This window comes from Glutamicibacter halophytocola (assembly GCF_001302565.1).
Lineage (GTDB): Bacteria > Actinomycetota > Actinomycetes > Actinomycetales > Micrococcaceae > Glutamicibacter > Glutamicibacter halophytocola.
The window spans coordinates 21130-37498 of record NZ_CP012750.1 but is presented as its reverse complement, the minus strand read 5'-3'; the positions used below and the strand labels follow the sequence as shown (position 1 = coordinate 37498).

Genomic DNA, 16369 nt, shown 5'->3' with positions numbered 1-16369 from the left:
TTATTAATAGTGCAGTGGTGACAGGGCGCGCACGCAGGCGGCCCATTGGCTGCTGCGCGGGTCAATCCAAGTGTAATGATCGCCCGGGAACATCGCGAAGCGGTAGTCCTGTCCGAGTGCCGCCGCCTTCTGGACTGCGCGCCGGGCAATTCTCGAAGGAACGTCGGCATCGTCCCGACCATGAAAGATTACGACACGGGCGGGCATCGGCCATAATTCCACCGGGTTGTAGGTGGCCAGCGGTGCGCCATCCAGCAGCAGGTCCACCGCCGAGTCGCTGAGCGCCAGCTTGCGAGCATAGTCCAGATCCAGCAATCCGGCCTGGCTGATGACCTGGGTGACGCGCGAATCATTGGCAGCCAGCACGCAGGCCAGCTGGGCCCCGGCCGAGTGGCCGATCAGCGTAATCGGCCCTTCCTCCTTGACCAGCCCCAAGGCCAGGCGGGCGTCGGCGAGCATCTCCGCCGCGCTGCCGGGCCCACGCCGGTATTCCAGGTTGTAGGCCGGTATCCCCCGGGCGGCCAGATCCTGGGCCAGCGGAACTCCCAGTTCCGCCGTGTACTTCTCGCGCCAGTACCCGCCATGGATGATCATCACCGCACCGGCAGCCGTGCTCTGCCCGGGGTCGAAGTACTGCAGGTGCTGGTCAGGGTGCGCCCCGTAGTGCATCACTAGTTGCCAGGGAAGTTCGGTGATCGCTTTTCAACGAAGGCGGCCCGGCCCTCCACCGAATCATTGGTAGTGAAGGCCCGCTGGAAGGAGTCCGCTTCAACCAGCAGGGCATCGTGGGTGTTCAGTGCGTCCATCGCCACCAGCGCGGATTTGGCGTTGGCCACCGCGGTGGGCGAAACAGCGGCGATCTCTTCAATGGCGGCCACGGCCTGGTCGATCAGTTCGCTGGCCGGCACCACCCGGTTGGCCAGGCCGATGCGCAGTGCTTCGGCGGACTTGATCCGGCGCCCGGTGAAGATCAGCTCGCGGGCCATGGCATTGCCGACCCGGCGCGGAAGACGCACGGATCCGCCAAAGCCGGGCACCAGGCCCAGGTTGACTTCCGGCTGGCCGAAGCTGGCGTTCTCCGAGGCGTAGATGAAGTCGCACGCCAGAGCGATTTCGCAGCCGCCGCCGAGGGCAAAGCCGTTGACTGCGGCGATCACCGGAACCTGCAGGGATTCCAGGCGCTCGGTCACCGAATGCATTTGGCGCCCGTAGGCCAGGGCCTGTTGTGCGTCCATGGCGTTCATCTGCACGATATTCGCCCCGGCTACAAAGGACTTCTCCCCGGCACCGGTGATGATCACGCCGCGGTACTCGAATCCGGTGGTTTCGAACCAGTCGACAAAGGCTTCCAGGTCGTTGACGACCTCCTGGGCCAAGGCATTGAGCGACTTCGGCTGGTTGATGGTCAGGATCAAGGCTGGGCCACGCGAGGACAGTGCGAGCGTATCGAATTGCTTCATGGCTTCACTCTACCCATGCCCGCGGGCCGGTTCTAGCGTTTCTTTCGCCCCTTGGATCCGCCGGGCTTGCCTGGTTTGCCGCCGTTGCTGCGCGCCTGCTTCTTGGCCAGCTCCTTTTGCCGCTTGGCGGCCGCTAGGGATTTGGCCTTGGCTTCGAACTTCGCCTTGTCGTTGACGCGCTTGGCCTTCTGCTCGTGGTTGCGCACCGAAGCCTGGCGGGAGGAGTTGGCGCTGCGCCCGCGCACGATCCCGATGAATTCCTCGAGCAGGGCGGTATCTTCCATGGCTGCAGGCCATGCGATGCCCACCTGCGTTGGCGTGCCGCCCTCTACAAAGCGGGAAATGACATCCTTGCGGGCAAAAAGGCGGGCAATGCTCTGTGGAACGCGCAGGACCTGGGCGCCGGAGGCCACCACTTCCATGGCAACGCCGATGCCGCCCACCGCTTCGGGATAGTCGGCGAGATCCAGCTGCGCGAAGCCCGAGACCACCTCGGCAGGGATCGATTCGTCGTAGTATTCGGCCTCGTGGTCCTTGGCCGCGCAGACCACTTCGAGTTCCTCGTAGAGCGGGATCACGTGGCGGGTTTGGTCCTTGGGAGATTCCCCGCGGTAGCGCACGAACACGGCGTCGGCCCGATCCTCGGCCAGCAGATCAAGAATCTCGCCGTCATCATGGCGCCAAGCTTGCAGCTCGACCTTCGGATAGCGCTCCTTGAAGCGATCCATCCATTTGCCGGGGGTGACGCCGGTGGCGTAGGCGATTCGAAGAGTTTGCACGGGTTAAGCCTACGCTGTGCGGGGTTAAATGCTGCAGGCGGGCACCGATGAACGGTACCCGCCGTGTCAGCGCAAGCGCTTTGGCTTACTTGTCGGTCTTCACAACCAGTACGTCGCATGGTGCCGAGTGGGCTACCGAGGAAGCTACGGAACCGAGCACGCGGCCCAGGCCCTTCATGCCAACGTTACCGACGACAATCATCGAGGCCTTGCGGTTCTCGGCGTCGGAGATCAGCACGTCGCCTGGCTTTCCGTGGCCTGCAGCGGCGGTGATCTTGACGCCTGGGACGCTGTTCTTCACGTCATTGGCAACACGCTGGGCCAGCTTGCGAGCCTGCTCTGCGTCGTCCAGGATCCAGGTGTCGGAACCGATGGAAACGACTTCGGTGTTGTCCGAGGCGTGAGCGGTGACGACCACCAATTCAGCGTCGATCTTCAGTGCCAGTTCCGCGGCACGGCGAGCTGCGCGCTGTGCGGTTTCCGAACCGTCGACACCTACGATGATGGTTTCTGACATATTGCTCTCCTTGTTTAGTAAGTGATGCTATTAAGTGATGTATAACACTTTATGGCCTTGAGGCCACTTTATCCTGTAAAAAGCCGACGGCGCGTTCCCAAGCGATAACTGCCTGCTCAGGGTCGTAATTTCCGGCGGTATTTTCGTCATTGTGGAAGGCATGCTTGGCGTCGTAGAAGTAGTACTTCACGTTGGCGCCGGATTGCTTGCGGATTTGCTCCTCCTGGGCGCGGGCCTGCTCAGGCGGGTACATTTCATCAAAGTTGGCGTAGTGGCCCTGGATATCGGCACGGATTCCGGAGAAATCATTGGGCACGCCCTGGCCGACACCGTAGAACGGAACGGCCGCCGCGATTTTTTCGCCCTGCTGCGCGGCAAGCTGCAAGACGAATCCGCCACCCATGCAGAATCCGATCACGCCGAGCTTCTCGCTGGTGACATGCTCGTTGGCCAGCAGGTAATCCACGGCTCCAGCCAGGAGCTGGGCACCCTTCGCTTCGGGAAGATCGGCCATCATCTGCCCTGCTTCTTCACCGTCGTGGGTGATGGATCCGCCGTAAAGATCCGGCGCGAGGGCTACAAAACCGAGAGCCGCGAGGCGGTCCGCGATATCCCGGATGTGGTCGGTCAGGCCCCACCATTCCTGGATCACGATGACCCCGGGGCCTTTTCCGGAGTCAGGCACCGCCAGGTAGCCGTGTGCTTGCGCACCCGAGGATGGGAACGTCACGTTCTGGTGCGGGGTTTTTCCTGCCATTACGCCTCCTGATCTTCGTGTGATCCCAGTTTATGCAGGTCTGGGCCTAATTGGCATTGATGTGCCCCACATTAGCCAGAAGTTGTCCTACTTCCCGGGTGTGACTTCGCCGATGCGCTGCAGCGCGTCGGTCACAAGACCCCAGAACCCGTCGTGGTCCAGGTCCACGGCCACCGAGGTGTTGCACTGTTCGCCGGCTGGAGCGCGGAAGTCGGTGACCGTCATTCCCAGGGTCAGATCCCCGCGGAGTTCCACGTTGACCGGCGCCTTCACGGTGCGCACGATCTGCGGGTCGATCACGTAGGCCACCGCGCAGGGATCGTGGACCGGCGGGGCGTCAAAGCCCTGGTGGTCGCGGTAGGCCCGGGCGAAGAAGTCCATCAGCTCGCGCACGAATTTCGCCGGGCCGGTACCGATCTTCTCGATGCTCTGCACGACCTCGGCGGTGGCCAGCGCCTGGTGGGTCAGATCCAGTCCAACCATGACCACCGGCCAGTCTTCGTTGAAGACGATATGCGCGGCTTCCGGATCCACCTTGATATTGAATTCGGCCACGGCGCTCCAATTGCCGGTGTGGTAGCCGCCGCCCATCAGCACCACTTCGCGCACGCGGGAGACGATCCGCGGTTCCTTGCGCACGGCGAGCGCAATGTTGGTCAGCGCCCCGGTGGGAACCAGGGTGATCTCTCCTGGCTCGTGGCTCATGACCAGATCGATGATGACGTCCACCGCGTGGCGGGAGTCCAGTTCAATGGTGGATTCCGGTTGCTCCGGTCCGTCCATGCCGGAGTCGCCATGGACCGCGGCGGCGGTTTCCACCTCGCGCACCAGCGGCCGGGCACAGCCGGCGGCAAAAGGGATCCCGCTAATGCCGGCGATGGTTCCCACGGCGAGCGCGTTGGCGGTGACCTTCTCCAGGGTTTGGTTTCCTGCGACGGTGGTGACGGCCAGCAAGTCAATGGCGGGGCTTCCGTGGGCCAGGATCATGGCAACCGCATCATCATGCCCTGGATCGCAGTCCAGAATGATCTTGCGGGGCGTTGGACTGTCCTGGGCCATGGTGCCCTCCTTGTTTTCCGCCGGCGGGCGGCCGGTCATTGATCACGATGCGAAGTACTTCATCCTAGGCAATTCTTTCCTGTTCTCCGAGTTGCGTCAAGCGCTTAACTTGTGAGTTGGCCCGGCGGATGTGCGACTACGATGGAGCCATGACGATTGCTGAGAAGACCGGAAATCACCGCGAACCACGCCGGGTCACCGCAGCCATGGTGGCAGCGCATGCAGGCGTGTCCACGGCAACGGTCTCCCTGGTCGCCAACGGAAAATCCTCCGGACGAGTCTCCGCCAAGAATGAGCAGCGCGTGCGCGAGGCCATCCGCGAACTCGGCTACGTTGTCGACAGCATCGGCAGTTCGCTGGCCAAGGGCGTCAGTTCCCTGGTTGTCTTGGTGGCCCCGGATATTTCCAACCCGTTCTTCGCCAAGGTCATCGCCGGTGTTCGCTCCGTATTGGCCAGCGACTACCAGCTGATGCTCTCGGTCACCGATGCCGGCGTCTCCCCCAGCGCCAGCGAAACCCGCAAGATACTGGGCCTGCGTCCGGCCGGTTTGCTGGTGCACGCGCCGAGCCAGGAATTCCTTGAGGAAATTGGCGGCAACCTGCCCATGGTAGTCCTTGATGCCCCCGGCATCAGCGCGAAATTCCCGGCCGTCAATATGGATGTGACCCAAGGAGCGCGCGATGTGGTGGCGCATTTTGCCGCGCAGGGGCACACCCGGGCCGCGTACTTGGATGCAATCACCGGAACGGAGACTCTCGCGGTGCGCCGGGAAGCATTCCTCCAGGCAGCTGGAGACTTCGGCATCGAGGTCCTGCCCAGCTCGGTCGCCAGCTCCATGATCGATGTCACCGCCGCATCCGCCGCTTTCAGCGAGCACTGGCCATCATGGAAAAAGGCGGGGGTCACCGCGCTGGGTTGCGCCACCGACAACCACGCCTTCGGCGTGCTCCACGCTGCCCGCACGCTTCAGATTCGCATCCCGCAGCAGCTGGCCGTGGCAGGCTTTGACGACCTGCCCTACTCGGCCACGTCCAACCCCGCCATTACCTCGGTGCAGCTCAACGCCCAGGAAGGCGGGCGCTTGGCGGCCCTGAAGCTGCGCTCCCTGCTCGAGGGCAAGAGCCCGGAACCGCTGCAGAGCATGCTGCCCAGTTCCCTGGTCGTACGCGGTTCCACTGTGATCGATGGGGATCACTAGCCCCCGACCGCTGCTGTGCCGGATTACTCGACGAGCTTCCCGCTCTTGGCCAGTTCCGGGTTGGTGCACGAGGACAGGTCAAAACAGCAAGGACGGCGCTTGCCATCGCGCAGCTTGGAGATGCTGACCTCAACGCGACGCTGTCGAGTATCGGGATTCTTGGTGGAGCCTACCCAGCGAACCCATTCCCACCGAGCCATCGGGGTCAATCCAACCCAGGTCGCATCCAGGTCGCTGGCCTCCTCCAGGGCTTCGGCGAGGTCGGAGGGCACCGTGGTTTCGGGCCAGCTGGAACTTGGCCGGACTGTTAACTGGAATTGCTGCCCCGGTTCGCCCTCGAGTGCTGGCGCTTGATCCGCTTCGAGATCCAGCCAGTGTCCGCGACGCCCATCGGGATCAATCACTACGGTGCCTCCGGCAAAGTCCCCGAGAAGATCGACAGCCACTTGGCCCCTGCTCGAGAGCAGGTCGCTGGATTCTTGTTCAAGGCGAAGGATCCGATGCCCGTTGACCAGATCAAGAGTTCCGCGAATGTCGAATGGTTCTTTGGACGCTGCCACGATGCACTACCTTTCAATTCGTCATTGGAAGTCTAGTCCAGCCGCCGAATTCTGGCACGGGCACAGGACGCACGGCATAAGCGGGGATCCGAAGCTTGCCTTGCCGGCAACCGGTGGCGGCACAGGCCAAGCCGCAAACGATCTCCAAGCCTTGGCTGCAAGAACTCAAAAGGTTGCCGATCCCTTGGCCGAGAGCGGAATCACCCAGGCAACTTTTCGAGGTCGCAGCGCCCGCGTTCGAACGCGGGACGATTCACGATGGATTACTCGGTGGAACCTCGATGGAAGGCGGCCGTCACGAAGTTTGCGGCTCGCCGTCGGAAATTGTTATCAGAACGATGCCGAACGGCTTAGGGCAATGAAAAAAATAACCTCTGATCTGAACTTTCGTTCATTTCAGAGGTTATTTTCATTTTGTGCGCGAGGGGGGACTTGAACCCCCACGACCTTGCGATCACTGGCACCTGAAGCCAGCGCGTCTACCAATTCCGCCACTCGCGCATATCTAGTTTTTGTTGCTTCGTGCTTTTGCAACAAGAAATAGCTTACACACACATTTTCAGTTCACCTAATCGATACCCGCTTATGTGGCCAGAGACACAGGCTTTACCACCTGACCTCTGTATCGTTGAGACCTCTCAGCGTGGACCATCCAAGGATTTTTCGGCATTTCCACAGCTGAAAACAGTAAGATCGAATATGAAGTTCTGTGTTCACTGCTTTTCAGCATGAATGCGGGACACTAAGACAAACGATGGACCCTTAAGGAAGGAGCACGAATAATGGGCTTTCTCGACAATGTCGAACGCGGCTTAGAGAAGGTCGTCACAAGCTTCTTTCGTGGAACCAGCACCGCAGACCTCAAGCCAGTTGAACTGACTACCGCTCTGCGCAATGAAATGGACCGCGGGATTCTGCCGATCAGCGAAGGGCGCAGCCTCGCTCCGAACGACTTTGTCGTCTCGTTGAGCACTAAGGACTTCGAAACCGCTAAAAGCTGGGGACGAGCTGTCGTCAATGAAATGGCCAAGGTCACCGCGGAACACGCCACCAGCCAGGACTACTCGGTTCAGGGCGATGTCATGATCCACTTTGTCTCCAAACAAGACTTCAAGCCTGGCGAAATGGAAATCAACGGCTCCGTCAAGGAGACCAGTTCCCACGTTGTTGCTTCGGCACCGGTGAAGACGCCCATGGCCAAGCCCGTTGAGCAGGCGTCACCGCGCACCGTCGCGCAGCCACGCCCCAACGTGAGGCCAATCAACGAGATCCCCAAGGCGCCAACCCAGAAGCAGGCCATCCTCGAGGTCGCGGGACAGCGTTTCGCACTGAATCACCACTCGGTTGTTTTGGGCCGTTCGGCGAGCACCGATATCCCGGTAGATGACTCAGGCGTTTCACGACAGCACATCCGCGTTGAGACGCGCGGCAAGACGAACTTTGTGGTCTCCGATTTGGGTTCAACCAACGGAACCTACGTAGACGGCAAGAAGATTTCTGCCGAAACCCCTATTTTTGACGGATCGGTCATCACCATCGGACAGACAAAAATAGTCTTTCGGCTTATCACCTCGACTAACGGAGGCCGCGTATGAACGACCTGGTTCTAACCCTGTTTCGACTGGGCTTCCTGGTACTCATCTGGCTGCTCGTCTTGAGCGTTGTCGGATCGATGCGCCGTGATTTGGCTGTCGGATCACGAGCCCGCACCGGCAAGCCCAGCGCACGGGAACTGAAAAAGAACCCAGAGCTGGCAGAACCAGAAGCTCCGGCGCGCAAGGCTGCAACTTCCCTGGCTATTGTCGAAGGCCCCTTGGCCGGCAACAGCATCCCGCTGAGCGGTCAGCCGATCATGTTCGGCCGCGCGCAGGACGCCACTGTGGTGCTGGATGACGACTACGCCTCCGGACGCCACGCTCGGCTCTTCCCACAGGGATCACGCTGGTTCATCGAGGATTTGGGCTCCACCAACGGAACCTTTGTCGGAGACAGCCAGCTCACTCGCGCGCAACCAGTTGAGCCAGGCCAGCGGATCCGCATCGGGAAGACAGTCCTGGAATTGAAGTCCTAGCCTATGGCCCTCAAACTCAAATTTGCCGCGAAGTCTGACGTCGGACGGATTCGCAAGAAAAACGACGATTCCGCCTACGCCGGTGAATACCTGGCCGTGCTCGCAGATGGCATGGGTGGACATGTCGGTGGTGACGTTGCTTCCGCGTCCACCGTCTTGGATCTGGTGCATCTGGATCATGCAGACATCGCCGATCCGCAAAACGCCCTGCCCGATGAAATCCAGGCCGCAAATCTGGTTTTGAACGAACTCGTGGGTGCCAATCCGAAGCTTTCGGGCATGGGCACCACCGTGACATCCCTGCTGCTTTCCGGCAGGACCTTGCACATGGCCCACATCGGCGACTCGCGGGCCTACCGGCTCAAGCACGGCAACTTTGAACAGATCAGCCGCGACCACACGTTCGTGCAGCGCCTGGTTGATGAAGGACGAATCAAGCCGGCAGAAGCCGAAGTCCATCCGCATAAAAACGTGCTGCTGCGCGTACTCGGTGACTCGGATGCCTCGCCCGAACTCGATGTCCAGCAAATTGACGCCGAGCCCGGCGAACGCTGGATGCTGTGTTCCGATGGCCTCACCGACGCTGTTCCGCTACCCATCATTGAGCAGATCATCCGCAATACCGCGGACATGGACGAAGCCGTTAATGACCTGGTAGCCATCACCTTGAAAAATGGCGCGCCGGATAATGTCACGGTCGTGATGTTCGAAGTCGTCGAGGATACCGCTGACGAGTTCAGCGAGCCTTCCGTTCAGGAACCGGCCCCGGACACCGCCCAGCTGGCCATTGCCGCTGAGGGCGACGTCGAAGCCAGCGCCTCGCTGCTTCGCCACGAAATTTCACAGCGTCCACACCTGCTGGTCGGAGCGGCGCAACTTGCCACGCAGACTGGCCAGATTCCGGTGGTCACCCAGCACACCGGCGAACGCCGCGCAGCTGCCCTGCTCACCCACCGTTCACCGGCTGCTGGCCAGATACTTGATCCGCTGGAGAGCCCCACTGCTCACCGCCGCTGGATGATGCCGATCCTGCTCACCCTTGCAGCTTTCCTCGTGGTGGCCCTGGCCGTCTGGGGCTACATGTGGACGCAGACCCAATACTTTGTTGGCACCGTGGATAACAAGGTCGCCATCTACAAGGGTGTTCCGCAGGAGCTTGGACCGATTTCGCTTTCCGAGGTCGATACCGTGAGCAAGGTTCCGCTGGAATCGCTGCCGGATTACTCGCGCCAGCGAGTGGAAGCGACCATTTCGGCGGATAACCGCGAGCATGCCCAAATGATCATCCAGGAACTGCTGGTCACCGCGAAGCAGAATTGTCCGGTAACTGTTCCCGGATCAAAAGATTCACCAAGTAGCAAACAAACCCAGCTGCCAGCCTACTGTCAGGAGATCATGCAATGACCGAAGTGCAAACCGCTCCGGTACCACGGCGCAATCTCGAGCTGCTGCTGCTTGTCTTGGCCCTCTGCGTCGGCAGTGCGGCGTTCTTCCTGGTGGGTAGCACCACCGAGGATGTCGACAACACCGACTTCTATATCCAGATGAGCATCATGGCGGTGCTCGCCCTGTCCGTTCACGTGCTGCTGCGCATCTTCGCTAAATATGCCGATCCGGTAATACTTCCGATCACGGTAGCCTTGAATTGCCTCGGGCTATCCATGATTCACCGTATTGACCTGGCCAAAGGTACGTCCCAATCGGCTAGGCAACTACTTTGGACGGCTATCGCCATCGTCATCGCCGCGGCAGTCCTCTGGGTCATCAAAGACCACAGGATCCTGCGCCGATTCACTTATATAGCTCTCCTGTTATCTATCGTTCTGCTCTTGCTGCCGCTGATTCCAGGCTTGGGCGTCACCATCAACGGTGCCCGCATTTGGATCCGCATGGGGATGTTCTCGTTGCAGCCTGGCGAGCTCGCGAAGATCTCGCTGTCGGTCTTCTTCGCCGGATACCTCTCCTCGAACCGTGACCTGATCCTGCTGGCCGGGCGTAAATTCGGACCGCTGCAGCTGCCTCGCCTGCGGGATATGGCGCCAATGGTCATCGCTTGGCTGCTGTCCATCGGTGTTCTGGTGGTTCAGCGCGACCTGGGATCAGCGATCTTGTTCTTCGGCCTGTTCATCGTGATGGTGTACGTGGCTACCGCCCGCATCTCCTGGGTATTGATCGGCATGCTCATGGTTGTCGCCGGTGGCATTGTCGCTGGCTTGACCATGAGCCACGTGACCCGGCGCCTTGATGTCTGGCTCAACGCCTTCGACCCGACCATCTACCAGGCCACCGGCGGAAGCATGCAGATCGTCGAAGGCCTGTTCGGCATGGCCGATGGCGGACTATTCGGCACCGGTCTGGGCGCCGGCTCCCCCTACCGGGTGCCGCTAGCCAATTCGGACATGATCATCGCCTCCTTCGGCGAAGAAATCGGCCTGATCGGCGTAACCGCAATTATCCTGCTGTACATGTTGCTGGTTTCCCGCGGCCTGCGTGCAGCCCTCGGTTCCCGCGACACCTTCGGCAAGCTGCTGGCCGCCGGCCTGTCCTTCACCCTGGGACTGCAGTGTGTAGTCATCATCGGTGGCGTCACCCGACTGATTCCACTGACCGGCCTGGCCACGCCATTCATGGCGGCCGGAGGATCTTCACTGCTGGCCAACTGGATCATCATCGCCCTCCTGCTCTTGATTTCGCACAATTCACGCCGGCCGAAGTCCGGCGTCTCAGGACCTACCGATGAAATTGCAACACCCAGCAAAGCCCCAACGACCAGCACCAAGGTGGTGAAGAGCAAGTGAATCAGGCCATTAAGCGAGTATGGGTTGCACTGACCCTGCTCTTTGTCATCTGCCTTGGCGGTTTGAGCTACATCCAGTTCTTCGACGCCGACCAGCTCACGGACAACGCGCTGAACAAGCGCCAGCTGTACCGCGAATTCGATTTGCCTCGCGGCGCCATCCTGGTTGACGGCAAGCCGATCGCCGAGTCGGTGCCTACCGACGATGGGCAATTCGAATACCAGCGCGTGTACAACGACGCCGAGGCCTACGCCCACCTGACCGGCTACTACTCGCTGGCCAACGGCACCACCCAGCTGGAGTCTTCGCTCAACGATTGGCTGACCGGAACCAGCTCGGATCTGCTCTATGACCGCTTGCTGGCGATGTTCACCGGCAAGAAGTCCGAAGGCGCCTCGGTAGAGCTGACCATCGATGGCGCGCTGCAGAAGACTGCCTTCAATGCCATCCCCGATGGCGTGAAGGCAACCATTATCGTCTCCGATCCGAAGACCGGCGACATCCTGGCAATGGCTTCCAAGCCGAGCTACGACACCAACGACTTGGCGGTCCATTCGACGTCCAAGGCGGCGCAGAACCTCAAGAAGGTCAGCGATATTGACGGCCTGAGCCCGTATCGGAACCCGGCCATCAACAACCTGAGCTTCCCTGGCTCTTCCTTCAAGATCCTCAGCACCGTCGCCGCCCTGGAATCCGGCAAGTACGACTTGGACACCGTGATCAACAATCCGACCTCGGTGAACTACCCGAACTCCAGCACGCCGATGAATAACTTTGGCGAAGGCATCTGCGCCCGTGAACCACGTGCCCGCCTTGCCTTCATCTTTGCCCAGAGCTGCAACACTCCATTCATGGAGATCAGCCAGACCGTGGGCAAGGAAGAGTTCGCTGATGTGGCCGAGCGCTTCGGCTATGGCCAGCAGCTGAGCATCCCGCAGAACGTGGTGCCAAGCAAGTTCCCGACAGCCGAAGCCGATTCCGCTGAATTGGCCCGCATGGCTATTGGCCAGGGCAATAACCAGGTCACCCCGTTGCAGATGAATATGGCTGCCATGGCCATCGCCAACAAGGGCGTGATCATGAAGCCAAACATGATCGACAAGGTCATCGCCCCGGATCTTCGGGTGATCGAAGAGCCGAAGCCAGAGAAGTTCTCCACGGCCACCAGCCCGGAGATCGCCGAGCAGCTCGCCGGCCTGATGGAAGGCCCGGTGAAGAACGGCACGGCCATGAATGCCGCTGTTCCGGGTGTGGACTTCCGCGCCAAGACCGGTACGGCTCAGCTCGGCGGCGAATCAAACCATGTGAACTCGTGGATGACCGGCTTTGCCCCAGCAGATGACCCACAGGTGGCCATTACGGTCACCTTGCAAGACGTAGATTACAACACTGGTCACAACACGACCGGTGCACTGATGAAGACGATGTTAAAGGCGGTGTTCAACAAGTGAGGCCAGTAACCGGCACCACCTTGGGCGGTCGTTACAAGCTGACCGACCGCATTGCGATCGGTGGCATGGGCGAAGTTTGGAAAGCTCGCGACCAGGTCCTTGGGCGCCTCGTGGCGATCAAGATCCTCAAGGAGGAATACACCGACAACGAGAGCTTCTTGACGCGATTCCGCGTTGAGGCCCGCCACACTGCCCTGCTCAACCACCCGGGCATCGCTGGCGTCTTCGACTACGGCGAAGAGCAAGGCTCTGCCTACCTGGTCATGGAACTAGTTCCCGGCCCGCCGCTGTCCACCATCATCGAGCGTGAACGCAAGCTCGAAGTCGACCGCACCCTCTCGCTGATCGCCCAGACCGCTCGAGCGCTGGCTGCAGCCCACGAGCATGGCCTGGTCCACCGCGACGTGAAGCCGGGCAATATCCTGGTCATGCCGTCGGGCGTTGTGAAGATTACCGACTTCGGCATCGCCCGCCTGGCCGACCAGGTGCCTTTGACCGCCACCGGCCAGGTGATGGGCACCGCCCAATACCTGGCTCCTGAGCAGGCGACCGGGCAGAACGCGACCGGCAGCTCCGATATCTACGCCCTGGGCGTCATCGGCTACGAATGCCTGGCCGGGCGGCGTCCGTTCACCGGTGAATCGCAGATCGCCATCGCCCTGGCACAGGTCAACGACGCTCCCCCCGCCTTGCCGGACACCATCCCGGCTCCGGTGCGCCAGCTGATCATGTCGATGCTGGCCAAGAACCCTGCGGATCGACCAAAGGACGCCACCGCACTGGCCAAGGCCGCCGACGCCCTGCGCGCCGGAGATACCAACACCGCCACCCTGGCGGTTCCGGGCATGCTCGCCACCGGCATATCCGAGGACGCGACGCAGGCGCTAAACCTGGATGACGACGCCACCCGCGCCATGACCCGCCAGGATTCTGCCCCCACGATGACCAATGCCATGCCGACCGTTGTGGAACCTGCGGCTGCGGCCAGCGGTTTCTCCGCGGCCAGCAATCAGGGCGCCACCGGCTTTGACGACGAGGATGCCGACGCCCAGGATCCTGCGCCGCAGGAATCCAAGCGGAGCCCCTGGCTGATCCCATTGATCGTGATTATCGCCTTGGCTGCAGTTATTGCGCTGCTGGCCTGGTTGATTCCTGCCCTGAGCAGCAACAACGACGATCGGCCAACTGCGACGGTGACCGAAAGCAGCTCCGAATCTGCAGAGTCCACCGAACCGACCGAGGAGACGACCGAGCCCTCCGAGGAGACCACCGCGGCGTCCGAAACTTCGCAGTCCCCCTCGGAAAGCGAAAGCGAGAGCCCTGAATATGTCCAGGTGTCCTCCTCGCTGGTCGGCCAGGATATCGACACGGTCACCCAGCAGCTTGAGAGCCAGGGCCTGAAGGTTGATGCGGTGCCGCAGGAAACCGATCAGGCCGATCCGCGCGAAGTGATCTCGCTGAACCCGACGGGCAACGTCGAAGTCGGCGAAACCGTCACCGTCACCTACGCCATGGCTCCGGAAACTGTCGAGGTTCCCAAGGTCACCGGCATGAGCTTCGAAGCTGCCCAGAAGCGGATCCAGGATGCCGGCCTGGCTGCCGCAAAGGGCGAGGAACGCAGCGATTCCTCGGTTGCCGGCACCGTCCTGTCCCAGGACGTATCGGCAGGCAGCGAAGTCGAGCCCGGCACCACCGTCACCCTGGACCTCTCCACCGGCCCCGAAGAGGAGCCTGAAGAGTCGGCAGCCCCAACGGCAACACCTACCGCCTCGCCGACCGCCACGGAATCGGACCAGAGCACAGCACCATGAGCGACGTTGAAGAATTGCCGCCTGGCCTGCCGCGGATGATCAGCGACCGATATGAGATTGAATCGCTCATCGGCCGTGGTGGCATGGCCGATGTCTACCTGGCACTGGACCATGTGCTTTCGCGCAAGGTAGCAGTCAAGGTGCTGCGCCCGGACACGGCCAGCAATCCCATGGTGGTCAACCGATTCCGGCGCGAAGCGAAGGCAGTCGCGGCGCTAAGCCATCCGAATATCGTAGCCGTGTACGACACCGGCGAGCTTCCAGCTGCCGAACAGCAACACGAGCGCCTGCCCTTCATGGTCATGGAGTATGTCACCGGGAAAACCCTCAAGCAGGTCATTTCCCAGGACGCCATTGACGCCGAATTTGCCGTAAAAGTCACCCGGGGCGTGTGCGAGGCACTGGATCATTCGCACGCGAATAATGTGGTGCACCGCGATGTAAAGCCTGCGAATGTCATGGTCAGCGACGCCGGGCATGTGAAGCTGATGGACTTCGGCATCGCCAGGGCGCTGGACAACTCCGCCACGATGACGCAGACCGCCGCCGTGGTGGGCACCGCGCAGTACTTCTCCCCCGAGCAAGCCCGTGGCGAGCAGGTGGATTTCCGTTCCGATATCTACTCGGCCGGGTGCCTGTTTTACGAGCTGATGACCGGCAGGCCGCCGTTCACCGGGGACTCTCCGGTCTCCGTGGCCTACCAGCACGTCGGCGAGATCCCACCGGCTCCGAGCCAGGTCGCGCAGGACGTGGATCCGATCTACGACCCGATAGTGGCCAAGGTGCTCTCCAAGGAACGCGATGACCGCTTCCAGTCCGCTGGCGCCTTCGCAGCCGCCTTGGAGAACGCCCTGAACGGGATCGAATTCCATGAGGACCAGTCCACGCCGGCAACCTACACCTTGCCAATCTATGGAAATCACGACTCCACCGAATCTGGTTTTGCTGCCCAGGCGGCACCCATGACCACAGAGCATCCGGTCTTCACGGCCCACGATGAACCGGTGGAGACCACACGCCATCGGACCAACCGCGGCCTGATTGTCCTGTTGTCTGTGGTCGCCCTGCTTGCTGTGGCGATCGCCAGCTTCCTGGTGATTCGCTCAATCCAGGCCGATGCCGAAAAGCGTGCGCCAGTAGCCATTCCCGATGTCAAGAACCTGTCCGAGGACGACGCCAGCAGCCTGCTGCGCGATGCGACCTTCAACGTGCGCGTTGAGCGCGAGTTCAATGAAGATGTGGATGAGGACAAGGCCACGCGCACCGATCCTTCCTCCGGAACCCAAGTGGCCAAGGAATCCACGGTGACTTTGTACATCTCGGAGGGTTCGGAACAGCGGACCATTCCCGAGGACCTCGCCAATCAGTCCGAGACGGCCGCTCGAGATGCCTTGCGCCAAGCAGGACTCGAGGTCGGTGAGGTCACCCGCGAGAATTCGGCAACCATTCCAACCGACTGGGTCATTGGCACCAGCCCTGAGCTTGGCGCCAAGGTCAAAGCAGGTTCCGAGGTTGACCTGATCCTCTCGACCGGAAAGGTGCAAGTTCCCGATGTCTCTGGAATGAGCCGGGACGAGGCCCAGAAGGCGCTTGAAGCAGAAGATGTTGGACTCAAGGCCCAGTTCGTCGAGGTCGAAACCAATGACTATGAAGAGGGAACGCTGTTCACGCAGTCGCCGGAGGCTTCCGAGGAAGCTGCTCCAGGGGACCTGGTAAAGATCTCCGTGGCAATTCCCGTACCGGAGCCAACTCCGTCTGAGACCCCGACTCCCAGCCCGTCCGAGAGCGAAAATTCGGATGATTCAGAAAGCGAATCACCGAGCGGGACTGCTTCGCCATCGCCGAGCGAGACGCGGCAAGGAAAATTGCCCCCACCGGCCAAACCCGGTGAGGGCAATTAATCAGCG

15 protein-coding genes and 1 tRNA gene are annotated in these 16369 nt (G+C 61.2%); 8 read left to right on the top strand and 8 right to left on the bottom strand.

The genetic code is table 11. The features are described from left to right. Nucleotides 1-3: 3 nt before the first annotated feature. From AOZ07_RS00190 to uriH, 6 genes are all read right to left on the bottom strand, one after another. The gene (locus AOZ07_RS00190) at nt 4-672 is read right to left on the bottom strand and encodes an alpha/beta hydrolase (protein ID WP_171919624.1); all 669 of its coding nucleotides are present in this window, start codon (nt 670-672) and stop codon (nt 4-6) included. Then, nucleotides 672-1460: an enoyl-CoA hydratase/isomerase family protein gene (locus AOZ07_RS00185; protein WP_060700164.1), complete on the bottom strand. Its 789-nt coding sequence runs from the start codon at nt 1458-1460 to the stop codon at nt 672-674. The genes AOZ07_RS00190 and AOZ07_RS00185 overlap by 1 nt, the downstream gene beginning before the upstream one ends. Before the next feature lie 32 nt (nt 1461-1492). Continuing rightward, the gene (locus AOZ07_RS00180) at nt 1493-2239 is read right to left on the bottom strand and encodes a LysR family transcriptional regulator substrate-binding protein (RefSeq protein WP_060700163.1); all 747 of its coding nucleotides are present in this window, start codon (nt 2237-2239) and stop codon (nt 1493-1495) included. A gap of 85 nt (nt 2240-2324) precedes the next feature. Beyond that, nucleotides 2325-2756 (bottom strand): universal stress protein, encoded by a 432-nt coding sequence (locus AOZ07_RS00175; protein ID WP_060700162.1) that lies wholly within the window; start codon nt 2754-2756, stop codon nt 2325-2327. A 49-nt stretch (nt 2757-2805) separates the two neighbouring features. Next, the gene (locus AOZ07_RS00170; protein ID WP_060700161.1) at nt 2806-3513 is read right to left on the bottom strand and encodes a dienelactone hydrolase family protein; all 708 of its coding nucleotides are present in this window, start codon (nt 3511-3513) and stop codon (nt 2806-2808) included. Nucleotides 3514-3600: 87 nt separating this feature from the next. Continuing rightward, nucleotides 3601-4572 carry a uridine-preferring nucleoside hydrolase UriH gene (gene uriH / locus AOZ07_RS00165; protein WP_060703232.1) on the bottom strand — a complete coding sequence of 324 codons (972 nt, stop codon included), beginning with the start codon at nt 4570-4572 and terminating at the stop codon, nt 3601-3603. A 149-nt stretch (nt 4573-4721) separates the two neighbouring features. Here uriH and AOZ07_RS00160 point away from each other — a divergent pair, with 149 nt between their 5' ends. Then, nucleotides 4722-5771, top strand: a complete 1050-nt coding sequence (locus AOZ07_RS00160) for a LacI family DNA-binding transcriptional regulator (protein WP_060700160.1) — start codon at nt 4722-4724, stop codon at nt 5769-5771. 23 nt (nt 5772-5794) lie between these two features. On the opposite strand, the gene AOZ07_RS00155 is transcribed toward AOZ07_RS00160, so the two are convergent. Together AOZ07_RS00155 and AOZ07_RS00150 are read right to left on the bottom strand one after the other, a co-directional pair. Further along, nucleotides 5795-6331 (bottom strand): YdeI/OmpD-associated family protein, encoded by a 537-nt coding sequence (locus AOZ07_RS00155; RefSeq protein ID WP_060700159.1) that lies wholly within the window; start codon nt 6329-6331, stop codon nt 5795-5797. A gap of 417 nt (nt 6332-6748) precedes the next feature. Beyond that, a tRNA-Leu gene (locus AOZ07_RS00150) sits at nt 6749-6832 on the bottom strand. Between the two features lie 281 nt (nt 6833-7113). Here AOZ07_RS00150 and AOZ07_RS00145 point away from each other — a divergent pair. The 7 genes from AOZ07_RS00145 to pknB are packed head-to-tail and all read left to right on the top strand — an operon-like array spanning nt 7114 to nt 16363. Beyond that, nucleotides 7114-7926 carry an FhaA domain-containing protein gene (locus AOZ07_RS00145; protein WP_060700158.1) on the top strand — a complete coding sequence of 271 codons (813 nt, stop codon included), beginning with the start codon at nt 7114-7116 and terminating at the stop codon, nt 7924-7926. Then, nucleotides 7923-8402 carry an FHA domain-containing protein FhaB/FipA gene (locus AOZ07_RS00140; RefSeq protein WP_060700157.1) on the top strand — a complete coding sequence of 160 codons (480 nt, stop codon included), beginning with the start codon at nt 7923-7925 and terminating at the stop codon, nt 8400-8402. Before AOZ07_RS00145 ends, AOZ07_RS00140 begins: the two co-directional genes overlap by 4 nt. 3 nt (nt 8403-8405) lie before the next feature. Then, entirely contained in the window at nt 8406-9806 is a 1401-nt protein-coding gene (locus tag AOZ07_RS00135) for a PP2C family protein-serine/threonine phosphatase (RefSeq protein WP_060700156.1), read from the top strand. Beyond that, nucleotides 9803-11200: an FtsW/RodA/SpoVE family cell cycle protein gene (locus AOZ07_RS00130; protein ID WP_060700155.1), complete on the top strand. Its 1398-nt coding sequence runs from the start codon at nt 9803-9805 to the stop codon at nt 11198-11200. Before AOZ07_RS00135 ends, AOZ07_RS00130 begins: the two co-directional genes overlap by 4 nt. Next, a complete protein-coding gene (locus tag AOZ07_RS00125; protein ID WP_060700154.1) occupies nt 11197-12651 on the top strand; it encodes a peptidoglycan D,D-transpeptidase FtsI family protein in 1455 nt (484 codons plus the stop codon). The genes AOZ07_RS00130 and AOZ07_RS00125 overlap by 4 nt, the downstream gene beginning before the upstream one ends. Then, entirely contained in the window at nt 12648-14462 is a 1815-nt protein-coding gene (locus AOZ07_RS00120; protein ID WP_060700153.1) for a protein kinase domain-containing protein, read from the top strand. The genes AOZ07_RS00125 and AOZ07_RS00120 overlap by 4 nt, the downstream gene beginning before the upstream one ends. After that, a complete protein-coding gene (gene pknB, locus AOZ07_RS00115; protein ID WP_060700152.1) occupies nt 14459-16363 on the top strand; it encodes a Stk1 family PASTA domain-containing Ser/Thr kinase in 1905 nt (634 codons plus the stop codon). The genes AOZ07_RS00120 and pknB overlap by 4 nt, the downstream gene beginning before the upstream one ends. The last annotated feature ends 6 nt before the right edge of the window (nt 16364-16369 follow it).

Coding starts and splice junctions, on each gene's coding strand:
- AOZ07_RS00170 (WP_060700161.1), bottom strand. CDS start 3,513: ATGGCAGGAAAAACCCCGCACCAGAACGTGACGTTCCCATCCTCGGGT.
- uriH (WP_060703232.1), bottom strand. CDS start 4,572: ATGGCCCAGGACAGTCCAACGCCCCGCAAGATCATTCTGGACTGCGAT.
- pknB (WP_060700152.1), top strand. CDS start 14,459: ATGAGCGACGTTGAAGAATTGCCGCCTGGCCTGCCGCGGATGATCAGC.
- AOZ07_RS00175 (WP_060700162.1), bottom strand. CDS start 2,756: ATGTCAGAAACCATCATCGTAGGTGTCGACGGTTCGGAAACCGCACAG.
- AOZ07_RS00185 (WP_060700164.1), bottom strand. CDS start 1,460: ATGAAGCAATTCGATACGCTCGCACTGTCCTCGCGTGGCCCAGCCTTG.
- AOZ07_RS00130 (WP_060700155.1), top strand. CDS start 9,803: ATGACCGAAGTGCAAACCGCTCCGGTACCACGGCGCAATCTCGAGCTG.
- AOZ07_RS00160 (WP_060700160.1), top strand. CDS start 4,722: ATGACGATTGCTGAGAAGACCGGAAATCACCGCGAACCACGCCGGGTC.
- AOZ07_RS00135 (WP_060700156.1), top strand. CDS start 8,406: ATGGCCCTCAAACTCAAATTTGCCGCGAAGTCTGACGTCGGACGGATT.
- AOZ07_RS00140 (WP_060700157.1), top strand. CDS start 7,923: ATGAACGACCTGGTTCTAACCCTGTTTCGACTGGGCTTCCTGGTACTC.
- AOZ07_RS00145 (WP_060700158.1), top strand. CDS start 7,114: ATGGGCTTTCTCGACAATGTCGAACGCGGCTTAGAGAAGGTCGTCACA.